We start from the raw sequence: 12,563 nt of genomic DNA on the forward strand, positions 1-12,563 counted from the left end.
TGCCATTCAGATTAGTCCTACCTATAAAGGATACCGATCCATGGCTGCAATTAATTAACTTCAATTTTAAAATACATCTTACTATAACCAAAGTCAACAAATTCATAATGCTTTGTTACTTGCGGTAAATTAAAGAGTACGTTAGATTGTCAGCCAGCAAATCTACTACCAATCTTGCCATTCTAGTAGAGTCAAATTAACCTATATCGTAATTAAACTTCCCTGACTTATTTAATAGAATTGACAAACATCTGCGAAACAAGCTGAAGATCGATGAGAAAATGAATAACCACGATCGGCATTAACCTCTTTGTTTTTGTAAAAAATACCCCTAAAATAACAGCCAAGGGGATAAACGAAACCAGACGCCACAGCATATAATCAGCATCTAGCACGATTGGGAGAAAGATGTGTTGCAGCGCCAGGAAAAAGCCTGCAATCAGGATAGGTATATAAATTCTTCCTGTAGCCTGCTGTAATCTTGGCAATGCATACCCAATATAAGTTGGCGTTTCCACCATAGCATTTGACAATGGAAAAAGAATAAGCGCAATCGCAGCTAAAACAACTGGAAGTGCCTGAAAGTGCGTATCTGGAGGTGGGATGGCACCTAACAGCAGGTATGAAAACAAATATAATGGAACAGCCCCTCCAACTACTGCAGCTAGAAAAAGCACCACATATTCCCTGACTGTTTTTCGATTCTTATCAACAGGTGCCAGAAACAAGCTTTTGTAGGAGCGTCCTTCTTTTTTTAAAAGTGCTTTCATAATGAAGTAAGTAACTAGATTAGCCAGGATTACCTGAAACGGCCACCATTTTTCCGCTTCTTGAAAGGGGGTGTCACTCCCCTTTAAAGTTAAAACACCTACAAATAGCAAGCCGGCAATTAAAAATAAAACGGTTCTCAGTACCAATGAAAAATAGACTTTGTGGACCAACCTTTTTGAACTAAAAGGTGTGTTAACCGAAACTTCGTGTAGCATTCCTATTCCCCCATTTATATGATTTGTGAATTCCTAAAGAGCATTTTACATTTTTTGTATATGTGTATTTTTAAAACCAGATGGATATTTCAATCCATACCCCAGCATGCGATCCATACCAATATGGGCAATCCAAATCATGCTAATCATTATCAAGCTGTTTACGGACATGAAATTTCCTGCTAATAAAATCAGCAATGGAGTCGTATAGGTATGGGCAAAGTTATACAGATAGGCACCTATTTTGTTGTTCACAGCATAACCGATCATGAACACATCTGGAACTAGCAGCAACAAGAGAAACATGCCCCAGTGGTAGCCCTGTGAAAAATAAAAATATAAAGCAGATGCCAATACAATGAAGCCCTCCAGTTTAATTAATGTTTTATTCATCTCTCATTTCCTTTCATTAGTAAAATTGACTACATCCTTAACTAGTTTAGCCACTCATTAACTAACGTTCGTTAGTTAGAATGACATTAATAACCTATCCCTCTTTCACTAAAAAAACAAAACATCTAAACCTTCATCATTTAATATATGTGAAGGTTATGAAGAAAGAACTGAAGATGCTCCTGCATTTTAGTATCGACCTCAGAGGTATCCTTTTCATCATATTTTAATAGTAAATATTCCGTCATCATCGCAAAAATGGGATATTGATACTGAATGGCAAGGAATCTGGCATTCCCATGTGTCACCTTATTTTCTTCCATAAAAGCTAGAAACGCGTGTTCTAGAAAATCAATCGTTCCTTTGTACACTTGATTTAAAATAATATCCCTTGCTCGTTGATCCCTAAACTGTTCAATATTTAATATACGCCACATTTTTTCATGCAGCTCATCCGCTACAGACCTTTTGAAGCTCTCCATCCCATCTAGCAGGAAATTTTCAATTGTAGTGCTTTTGGCAATTACAGGCAGGACGTCAATACTTGGAAGCGCAAGTTCGTGTTCCGCTTTAAATAATTGGTAAATGGATTCAAGAATCTCTTCCTTTGAACGGAAGTGATTATACAGGGAGCTTTCCTTTATCCCAACGGCCTTGGTTAGTTCCCGTACCGACACGGCGGAGTATCCCTTTCTTGAGAATAATTCAATCGACGCTTCAAGAATCTTCTTTTTCGTTCCTTCGGCAGATAAACGATCCATCCCTAATCCTCCTTGTGTGTTTTTGATTTAGTTGAGTTTTGTCTAATATTCTCTTTTAGTTCAATTAAGCTTATGTTTTATTATATGCTTCATTTTAACTAACGTTCGTTAGTTAAACAAGATTTTTTTCCACTTTTTGTTTTTGAACTATCTGCCTGTAATTAAATCGGAAACATAACTAGGATGTTTCCGATTTTGTATCCTTTTATTTTTATTTCAAAAATAGTTTCATTTTAGGTTCTCACAATGTAAACCCGCTCCGGGCGGCCCACTGTTCCATATGATAGGTCTGCATCTATCTTTTCCTCGGAAACAAGGTGCTCCAGATATCGTCTTGCTGTGGTCCTGCTGATACCAATTTCTTTGGCCACCATTTCAGCAGTTAATTCCGGTACTGCATCCTTTAGGACATCCATCACTTTATCAAGTGTTAACGGGTCGATTCCTTTCGGGAGGTAAGATTTATTCGTCCCGCCACTATCAACTTCTTTTCGTAAAAGTTTGTCCACCTGCTGCTGTGTAACATAAATATTTTCTTTACTGAATTCTACTAATCTAATATGGAACTCTTGATATCTTTGGAGTGATTGCTTGAACCGTTCAAAAACGACGGGCTTAATAATATAATCAAATACCCCAATACTAATCGCTTCTTGAACACTTTGAATCTCCTTTGCCGCTGTAATCATGATGACATCCATTTGCTTTGCCTGCTGTTTTGCTTCCTTCAATAATTCCAAACCATTCATATCTGGAAAATACACATCCAACAAGAGAAGATCTGGTTGCAATAATTCGATATAAGTCTTAGCCTCCCGATAACTTGCGGCAATTCCAACCGTCTGAAAACCTTCAATTTGTTCAATATACCGTTTTTGTATTTCCGCAATTCTTAAATCATCCTCAATGATTAACACTTCGATATCTTGATTCACCTTCATGCAGCATCCTCCCTGATTTCGGTATGGCTACCGTAAATATCGTCCCTTCACCCGGATTAGATGAAAATGTAATCGACCCATTTAAGTCGCTTAGTGATTTTTTTACAAGGTTCAAACCAATTCCCGCATTTGTATTATGGTTCTTCGTTGAAAAACCTGCCTTAAAAATCTCTTCGCTTACAGCAGGTTTGATTCCCTTTCCATTATCCTCTATCTCAATAATTAATTCTTTTCCAAGGTCAGTTAAAAATAAAGTTACGATTTTTTCTTCTTTTTCATTTTCCCTAACAGCCTCGAAGGCATTATTGATAATATTTCCAATAATCGTAACGAGCGAATCTCTGCTAATTCCTGGAGGGATATCCCTGAAGCTACTCTCTCTATCAATGGTAAAATTAATTTTCAACTCACTTGCCAAGCTAACCTTACCTAAAATAAATCCCGCAATGATCGGGTCAGGTATCTCTTTCATTAAAAATTCAATGAACCCCTGAGTAAAATCGACTTCCTTTGATATAAAATCGATTGCATCCTTATAGGATCCTAACTGAATCAATCCCAAGAGTGTATAAAGACGATTGGAATATTCATGCGTTTGCGCACGCAGTCCTTCCGCATAGGCTTTGATATGCGACAATTCCTGGAGTAGGTCGGCTAGCTCTGATTTATTTCGGAAACTCACTACTGCCCCAATTACTTCTTTTTTATTATTAAAAATAGGAATTCGATTCGCCAGATACAGATCACCTAAAATCATCCATTCACGGTCATACTCGGCTTGTCCGGTTCTAACTACCTCAAGAAGTTGCGTATTTTCAATGAAGTCATCAATTCTTTTCCCACGAAGCAGAATCTCATTTGGAACTTGAAGAATTTTATGGGCTGTATCATTGACCACCGTCATACGTCCGGCAGTATCAATTGCAATAATTCCTTCATGGATTGACTCAAGAATGGCATGTTTTTCTTGGTACATCCAGGCAATCTCCTTGGGTTCAAGCCCGAACATCGCCCTTTTAATATTCAAAGAGATTAATAGTGCAGAAAGCAATCCACCTACTAACACAATGAAAGTAATGATAAAGATTTTTCGCCTAACTCTTGAAACTTCTTTTTCAATATCTGTCTGTAGATAACCAACAGAGACAACACCAATAACCTTTCCATCGTTAGTAAAGATTGGCGCTTTCCCTCTTAGAGAAGGACCAAGTGTACCAGTAGACTCAGAGATAACTGCTTCACCTTTGAAAACCCTTCCATTATCGCCGCCAACCATTTGCTGACCTAAGCGCTCAGGATTAGGATGGGAATAACGAATTTCACTTCTATTACCAACTACAATAAACTCTGCTCCCACCTGTTTACGAATTCTTTCTGCGATTGGCTGAATGATCGACGCAGGATCCTCCTCTAGGAAAGCATCTTGAATGGTGGGCATATTTGTAATCGTCTGGGCAACAGATAAGGCCTTCGTACCTATTTCATGTTTAAGGTTTGATTCAATAATATTTTTAAAGGTTAATTCAAAAAAAGCTCCAATCAAAATGATGAGGATAAAAATCCCGAGCATTAATTTTGTATGTATACGCATGTAGTCACCTCTACTACTATAATAGTAAAAAATACCCCTTATAAAAAGGGGTATTTTAAAAATTAAAAATTTTCAGCCTTCAACATTGATAATGACTTGTTTTCCTTTTTTCTTCAATAACAATGGAACAATTAACCATAGAAGGGTGATAAGAAGAAATACCAGTGAAATCGGACGAGTAACAAATACACTATAATCGCCATTGGAAATCGTAAGGGCTCGGCGTAGATTATTCTCGACCATCGGCCCTAAAACAAGTCCTAGTACAAGAGGAGCAATCGGATAATCGTTTTTGCTTAAAAAGTATCCAATCACACCACATGCAAGTAAAAGCAAAAGATCGTACATCGAAACCTGAACCGCGTACACGCCAAAAATAGAAATAGCAATAATCGTAGGAATAAGGAATTGCTTTGGTGTTTGAATAATTTTCGCAAAAACTTTAACGAGCGGCAGGTTGAGAACTAACAGCATGATGTTGCCGATAAACATACTGGCAATTAGTCCCCATGCCACCTGGGGATGATCCTCAAATAATAATGGCCCCGGCTGCACATTATACATCATCAAGGCTCCCATAAGGATTGCCGTTGTCCCAGAACCCGGTATCCCTAATGTTAATAGCGGAATCATGGCACCGCCGGAAGCTGCATTGTTTGCTGATTCCGGCGCGGCTACCCCGGCAATAGTTCCCGTTCCAAATTTTGACGGATTTTTCGAGATCTTTTTTTCAAGAATATACGAAAAGAAGGATGCAAGAGTAGCCCCGGCACCAGGCAAAATCCCGACAAAGAAGCCGAGAATGGAGCCACGGGCAATTGGTCCTGCCGATTCTTTAAACTCTTCCTTTGATGGCAGTAAATTATTAATTCTCGCCACGTCAGTATCTTCTTCTTCTTTTTCCAAAATGGTTTTGAAAACTTCTCCAAGGGCAAATAAACCAACGGCAATTGTCAGAAACTCCAATCCTTGAAAAAGCCAAGGAACATTAAAGGTAAATCTGGCGATACCGGAAACACTATCAATCCCGATCGTTCCTAGCAATAAACCGCAAACGGTCATAATCAATGCTTTGGTTACTGATTTTCCTGCTAAACCACTAACAGCACCTAGGCCTAACAGCATAAGGGAGAAATATTCTGCAGGACCAAATTTAAGGGCCACATTTGATAAGGGCTTGGCTAATACGATTAAGGCAAGTATTGTAATAATACCGGCTACAAACGAGCCAATTGCTGCAATGGATAGTGCGCTTCCTGCTCTGCCTTTTTTGGCCATCTGATAGCCGTCTAATGTCGTCACAACGGATGAGGACTCCCCCGGTGTATTTAATAGAATGGAGGTAGTTGAACCGCCGTACATCGCTCCATAATAGACGCCGGCCAGCAAGATAATCGCACTGGTGGCGGCTTGCTCCGGAGGTAGACTCCCTGTTATCGATGCCGTCACGGGAATAAGCAGGGCAACACCGCTCATTGGTCCAATCCCCGGAAGAACCCCGACAGCAGTACCAATTAAGACCCCGACAAATGCAAAGATGATATTATACCAAATAAGTGCAGTCCCAAAACCATTTAATAAATAGTCTAGTGTAGTCATATTTCTTCCTTCTTTCTATCAGACTTATTTAAAACCAAATTGGCCAGCCTGGAAGTGTACCTTTTAACACTTCAACATATAAGTAAAAAACCCCCGCTGAAAATAGGGCGGAAATGATGATTGATTTCAGTAGATTAGCGCGTTCCATTGTCTGATAGCAAACAAAAAGAAACAAAAATGTGGTAATAACGTATCCGATTGTTTCTAATGTCAAAATATAAATGAATGTCGTCGCAAAGATGATTAAAAATGGTTTATACTCCAATTTTTCCTTCTTCGCATTTGATCCTCGGGTTAAAAACGTCTCCCAAAATAAACGAACGCTTAACAATACCAAAATGATTCCCAAAATAAAGGGAAAGATATCCGGACCAACGACACTTCCGTAAGAAGAACTTGCAATATGCCGGCTGCCGATCATGAACAGCACACCCATTGCTAAAAACAATACCGATGCAAAACGATCAAATTTAATGTCCATTCACTTTCCCCCTTAGAAAAATAAAGGGAAGGAGAAAGTAACTCCTTCCTTCCTTTATTACTTCTGCATGCCCAATGCAGTTAATAATTGTTGGACTTGTTTTTCTTGCTCGCCTAAAAACTTTTTGAATTCTTCGCTGTTTTTGTATTCTAGTTCCCAACCTTGTGTTTCGACTTCCTTTTTCCATTCTGGTGATTGAACTAGCTGATTAATGGTTTTATCCCAATAGTTTTTTGCTTCCTCAGACATTTTTTCAGGTCCAAATACTCCGCGCCAGATGGTAAATTCTGCATCAATCCCTTGTTCTATTGCAGTTGGAACATCCTTAAAATCACCGGTTAAACGCTCTTCAGCTGTAATGGCCAATACACGTACCTTACCGGCTTTTAAAAATTCTTTTACACTGGAGGCATCTGTACCAATGACATCCGCATTTCCGCCAAGTAATGCAGTGATGGCTTCTCCACCGCCATCGTAGGAAACATATTTTATCTTGGTTGGATCGACGCCGTATTTATAAGCCGGAAGAATCGAAATCAAATGGTCCATAGATCCTGGTGCTGAACCACCCGCAAAGGTAAGCTTGCTCGGATCTTTCTTCACTTCTTCTAAAACAGATTTTAAATCTTTAAATGGTGAATCTGCCTTTACCACAATCGCACCAAAATCCTTTGTCAGTTGTGCTAATGGTGTTGTATTTTTGTAGCCGTACGGGCTGTTTCCTTCTTTTTTCAGATTGTTAATAATAATCGGCGGTGAGTTGACGAAAAGCATATCGTTATTTGCTGCTTGCTGTGTGGCGTACTCTGCCATAAATACGGCACCTCCGCCACCCGGTTTATTTTCAACCGTTAAAGGCTGACTGACAAGGTCCGTTTCAGCGAGTACCTTTGAAAACGATCGTGCTGTTAAATCCCAACCGCCACCTGCGCCTGATGGTGCAACAACGGTAATTGCTTTGGTTGGGTAGCCTGTCCCTTCCTCTTTTTTGCCGGTATTGGCAGTTTCTTTACTGCTGCATGCCCCTAAACTCAATGCCAATGCACCAGCACATACCACTGCCGAAATTTTTTTCATTGAAAACATTTCTCTTCCCCCTTTGTTAACGCTCTGTAAACGTTTTCTTTATTTTACAAAAAATTCAGATTTTTCATAGATTCTACATTTAAACCGCATTAAAAACTTTGCTGCCATTTTGTTCATAAAATTCACGAGATATCAGAATAATGTCAGCATTATTTTTTTGATGGACGAACACATACTTCATCTACAAAAAAAACCAGGAGAAAAATGATCCCCTGACTTCCATTATCCTTTTTTCACTTTTCATTCCACCAATTGTTTACTAAAACGATTTTACAAACTTGACAAAGGACATCCTGCTCCCCAGGATGTCCTTTCAAATAAAAAAATGTCTATTTTTTTCATGCTATTTTACCGTAAATTGCTTTGTTATAGAATAGGCTTTTCCATCCTTTGGTGTCAGCCAGGCGGTAAGAAGATAGTTACCCGGTTTTAGATCCAAGTCATGAAGATCAATTTCGTAGCGTAATGCCTCACCCGGCCTTATGATCTCCTCTCCTAGTACCGCTAAAAACATGGTCACACTTGAAAATAGATAGATTTGTTCTCCTTTATTTGTTTCTACTGAATAATCAAATCTCTGAGAACTGGAAAATTCCAGTTTACCTTCCTTTTCTGTTTGATTATTCACTTCATATTGAAAAACCAAGGGACTTGTTTCCTCTAGAAGAGCTCTTATCTCACCAGCCACGATCCCACTCCCATCATTATTGGTATCATTACTGTTTGCTTTCCCACACCCAACAAGCAAAAAAACCAGAATCAAGAGGACCCATACTTTTTTCATGGCTACACCTCATCTTCAGATCGTATCATTACCTTGATATTAACTCCAATTCAATAATTATTCAAAATCCCTACTTTACGTTGAAGCAGAATGCTTCCAGTCTGATGGGAGGAGCTGCTGATACTGTTGTTGTAGGAACCGGTCATCGATCAGAACGATGGTTCCGTGGTCCTTTTCCGATCGAATCAACCGTCCGCCTGCCTGGAGTACTTTGTTCATGCCTGGGTATACATAGGCATAGTTATAGCCATTTTTTCCTTGCTTGTTAAAATAGTCCTTAATCAAGTCACGTTCAAAACAAAGCTGCGGCAGTCCAACACCGACAACCACCACGCCGTTTAAACGGTCGCCGATTAAATCAATTCCCTCCGAAAAAATTCCCCCGAGAACCGCAAATCCTAGTAAGGTATCGCTTTGATTCGGCTTAAAAGCCTCTAGGAAAGCTTCTCTTTCTTCTTCTGTCATTCCTGTTGTTTGAATCAATGTTTTTGTCTCATTATCCTCTTGTTTGAATTGCTCATACACAGTGAATAGGTACTGATAGGATGGGAAAAAGATTAAATAATTTCCAGGACGGCTTGAATGCAATGCCTTTAGGTTCGCAACAATCTCATCCTTTGTTCGCTCCCTGTCCCTGTATCGGGTGGATAATGGCTTGATAAAAACATCCACCTGCTCGCTTGAAAAGGGTGACGGAAGTGTAAGGAAATAATCTTCCTCTTTCCCGCCAAGGATATCTTGGTAATAGGGAAGTGGCGAAAGCGTTGCTGAGAAAAAGATTTTGCTTCGATATCCTTTTCCCATTTTTTGAAGTGAATTCGCCGGATTCATACAAAAGAGCTTAAGGTGCAGATCATTTTTCTCTTTTTCACAGTATATGATATATGAATCATCAAGAAGCTCAACAATTTTCAGGAAATTTTTCACTCCAAAGTAAGCCTCCAAGAGATTTGGCGAGGATTCCCTTTTCAAGACCTCTTCGGCTGTTTCTAAGAATTGCACGAGCAGCAGCTGTAAATCGCTGTCCAGCTCCTCCAATATAAACTCCTTCCGCTCTGCTTTTGCCTTTTTCAATGCGATGAACCAGGCATTCACATTTGAAACAGATTCATAAATCCCTGTTCCTTTATAGTCTTTTTTTAGCTGAAGAAAGGTCCTTTTCTGTATGGAAGCGGAAAACATTTCCCGGCCGCGGTCAACCAGATTGTGCGCTTCATCGATTAGTACACCCGTAGACTTCTTTTGATCCTCAATCAGTCGCTTTAACGAGACCCGAGGATCAAAAATATAATTGTAATCGCAGATCACCGCATCCACCACATAGGCGAGATCAATGGAGAATTCAAACGGACAGACCTTATGCTTGTGCGCATAGGCTTCAAGGACTTCACGAGTGATCCCGTCTTCATGCTCGAGTATATCAAGAATAGCTCCATTGATTCGGTCATAATAACCATTTGCATACTCGCAAAAATCCTTTTGGCAAATCGTTTCATCCTTAAAGCATACCTTGTCCTTTGCCGTAATGGTCAGACTCTTCAAGCAAAGCCCGCCGGAACGCATCCTTGTGAATGCCTCCTCTGCCGTTGTCCGTGTTATCGTTTTAGCTGTAAGATAAAATAGACGATTCAGTAGACCCTCTCCCATTGCCTTTACCGATGGAAAAAGCGTGGAAATCGTCTTGCCAATTCCAGTCGGAGCCATCGCAAATAGACTTTTTTCCTCCAGAATGGTCTTATACACGGCGCCTGCAAGTTTTCGCTGACCCGTGCGGTAAGTTTCAAATGGAAAGGCTAGGTCTTTCAGGCTTTCGTTTCGATTGTGGCGGTGCTTTTGCATAAGCGTAGCAAAGGGTGCGTATCCTTCCACCATTTTTGCCGCAAAACGCTCTAATTCTGAAAAACTGAAGTTCCTTTTAAAATATTTTTTTACGTCTGATTCCACATGGACATAGGTAAGCTGCACCGTCATTTCCTCTAGCTCATGATCTCTGGCGTACATATAGGCATACATTTTGGCCTGCGCCCAGTGTACCTCATACCCTTCATCCGACAGCTGGTCGAGCGGCTGTGAAAACGACTTAATTTCGTCTATGATGACCTCACCATCATGAAATAATAGGCCGTCACATCTGCCATCAATAACAAACAGGAGCTGCTCAAATGGAATTTCTGTCCGTAAATACACTTCCTTCTGATCTGTATCTTGATAGGTTTTTTGGATTTTTTGGTGTATTCTCGTCCCCTCTACCATCGTGGATTGGGATCGGAAACGTGAATCGATGCTTCCGCTTTGGTACACATATTCCACAAGTGTCCGTACTGATATATGAACTTCCTTTAACATGACATCACCAGCTTACCGAAAAATAAGAATATATGTTTGATATAGAAAGTATAACAGATATCAGCTGATGTTGGATAATTTAAGAAAGCAGGTTGCGGCTCTATAGCAAATAGAACTTCACCCTGCTCTCACTAGAATCAGACCCTCGATTAATTAATAGAATCTTTGTCCTTTACTTATTAAGGACATTTCATAATTGGTTCCCTTGGATTTTGTCCTTCAGAACTCCTATCAAGGACATTTCGTTTCTGCTTTCCCTGAATTTTGTCCTTCAGAGCCCTTATCAAGGACATTTCATAACTGGTTCCCTTAGATTTTGTCCTTCAGAGCCCTTATCAAGGACATTTCATAACTGGTTCCCCTGAATTTTGTCCTTCAGAGCCCTTATCAAGGACATTTCATAACTGATTCCCCTGGATTTTGTCCTTCAGAGCCCTTATCAAGGACATTTCGTTTCTGGTTCCCCTGAATTTTGTCCTTCAAAACCCTTATCAAGGACATTTCGTTTCTGGTTCCCCTGAATTTTGTCCTTCAGAGCCCTTATCAAGGACATTTCATAACTGATTCCCCTGGATTTTGTCCTTCAGAGCCCTTATCAAGGACATTTCGTTTCTGGTTCCCCTGAATTTTGTCCTTCAAAACCCTTATCAAGGACATTTCGTTTCTGGTTCCCCTGAATTTTGTCCTTCAGAGCCCTTATCAAGGACATTTCATAACTGATTCCCTTGGATTTTGTCCTTCAGAACCCTCATCAAGGACATTTCATAACTGGTTCCCTTAGATTTTGTCCTTCAGAGCCCTTATCAAGGACATCCCGTCACCGCTTATCACTGGTTTTGTCCTTCAGAAAGTTAAAATTTAAAAGATTTTCAAAAGATCATCAATGGAATCAATTTTATAGTCATATTCACTTACCTGACCAAATCCATATTTGGCATACACAAAGGGAATTCCGGCAAATTGAGCTGCCTTGCGGTCCCCTTCCGTGTCACCTACATAGACGGGCTTTGTTAAGTGATTTCGTTCCATAATTAATTTAATATTTTCACCTTTTGACAGACCCGTTCTCCCAGGGTTCTCGTAATCTGTGAAGTACTTTTCTAATTGATGAAACTGATAAAATGCCTCAATATATCCATCCTGACAATTGCTTACAATAAAAAGCTTAAATTTTTGTGAAAGGCTCTTTAATACATCCTCGACTCTATCAAACAGGATCCCGCCCTGTTCTCCTAGATATGTATTTTCTACTTGGCAGCTTTCTTCTAAAAACCGGTTCCGGTCAGTCTCATTTAATTCAGGAAACAATTTTTTACCGATTTCGGGAACTTGAAGTCCCATGACGCTTTGCAAATCCTTCTTTGTTATGGTCCTTGTGATGCTCTCGTAATCCTTCATCAAAGTATTCCACGCGAGCAGAACCGTGTCAGTTGAATCCCATAATGTCCCGTCCAAATCAAAAATTATGCTGTCCATTTTTTGAAATCTCCTTAAACTTTTTCCGTGGTACCCATTCACTTCTTACTTTGAATGAACCTCGCAAAAAAGTCCAGTCCATTTCATCACTTGCATTCTGATATTTAAGTGTCTTAAGT

At 39.8% G+C, this 12,563-nt stretch carries 11 protein-coding genes; all 11 read right to left on the reverse strand.

The features are described from left to right. Positions 1 to 227 precede the first annotated feature (227 nt). The 11 genes from ACHUFV_RS17405 to ACHUFV_RS17455 all read right to left on the reverse strand — a co-directional run bounded on the left by ACHUFV_RS17405 (position 228) and on the right by ACHUFV_RS17455 (position 12,444). Positions 228 to 986, reverse strand: coding sequence for a CPBP family glutamic-type intramembrane protease (locus ACHUFV_RS17405; protein ID WP_394236337.1), 759 nt, complete (start codon positions 984 to 986; stop codon positions 228 to 230). Positions 987 to 1,031: 45 nt separating this feature from the next. Further along, the gene (locus ACHUFV_RS17410) at positions 1,032 to 1,379 is read right to left on the reverse strand and encodes a DUF4260 domain-containing protein (protein ID WP_394236339.1); all 348 of its coding nucleotides are present in this window, start codon (positions 1,377 to 1,379) and stop codon (positions 1,032 to 1,034) included. 140 nt (positions 1,380 to 1,519) lie between these two features. Then, complete coding sequence (locus ACHUFV_RS17415) at positions 1,520 to 2,140, reverse strand: TetR/AcrR family transcriptional regulator (RefSeq protein ID WP_394236341.1); 621 nt, start codon at positions 2,138 to 2,140, stop codon at positions 1,520 to 1,522. Positions 2,141 to 2,373: 233 nt separating this feature from the next. Then, the gene (locus ACHUFV_RS17420) at positions 2,374 to 3,081 is read right to left on the reverse strand and encodes a response regulator (RefSeq protein ID WP_394236343.1); all 708 of its coding nucleotides are present in this window, start codon (positions 3,079 to 3,081) and stop codon (positions 2,374 to 2,376) included. After that, positions 3,044 to 4,672 (reverse strand): ATP-binding protein, encoded by a 1,629-nt coding sequence (locus ACHUFV_RS17425; RefSeq protein WP_394236345.1) that lies wholly within the window; start codon positions 4,670 to 4,672, stop codon positions 3,044 to 3,046. The genes ACHUFV_RS17420 and ACHUFV_RS17425 overlap by 38 nt, the downstream gene beginning before the upstream one ends. A gap of 72 nt (positions 4,673 to 4,744) precedes the next feature. Next, a complete protein-coding gene (locus ACHUFV_RS17430; RefSeq protein ID WP_394236347.1) occupies positions 4,745 to 6,271 on the reverse strand; it encodes a tripartite tricarboxylate transporter permease in 1,527 nt (508 codons plus the stop codon). A 28-nt stretch (positions 6,272 to 6,299) separates the two neighbouring features. Next, complete coding sequence (locus tag ACHUFV_RS17435) at positions 6,300 to 6,752, reverse strand: tripartite tricarboxylate transporter TctB family protein (RefSeq protein WP_394236348.1); 453 nt, start codon at positions 6,750 to 6,752, stop codon at positions 6,300 to 6,302. Positions 6,753 to 6,809: 57 nt separating this feature from the next. Next, a complete protein-coding gene (locus ACHUFV_RS17440) occupies positions 6,810 to 7,829 on the reverse strand; it encodes a Bug family tripartite tricarboxylate transporter substrate binding protein (RefSeq protein WP_394236574.1) in 1,020 nt (339 codons plus the stop codon). A 352-nt stretch (positions 7,830 to 8,181) separates the two neighbouring features. Further along, positions 8,182 to 8,622, reverse strand: a complete 441-nt coding sequence (locus ACHUFV_RS17445; RefSeq protein ID WP_394236350.1) for a BsuPI-related putative proteinase inhibitor — start codon at positions 8,620 to 8,622, stop codon at positions 8,182 to 8,184. Between the two features lie 75 nt (positions 8,623 to 8,697). Beyond that, a complete protein-coding gene (locus ACHUFV_RS17450) occupies positions 8,698 to 10,968 on the reverse strand; it encodes a helicase C-terminal domain-containing protein (protein ID WP_394236352.1) in 2,271 nt (756 codons plus the stop codon). A gap of 858 nt (positions 10,969 to 11,826) precedes the next feature. Beyond that, positions 11,827 to 12,444 carry an HAD family hydrolase gene (locus tag ACHUFV_RS17455; RefSeq protein ID WP_394236353.1) on the reverse strand — a complete coding sequence of 206 codons (618 nt, stop codon included), beginning with the start codon at positions 12,442 to 12,444 and terminating at the stop codon, positions 11,827 to 11,829. Between the last annotated feature and the right edge of the window lie 119 nt (positions 12,445 to 12,563).

This window comes from Niallia oryzisoli (genome assembly GCF_043641075.1).
Lineage (GTDB): Bacteria > Bacillota > Bacilli > Bacillales > Cytobacillaceae > Bacillus_BD > Bacillus_BD oryzisoli_A.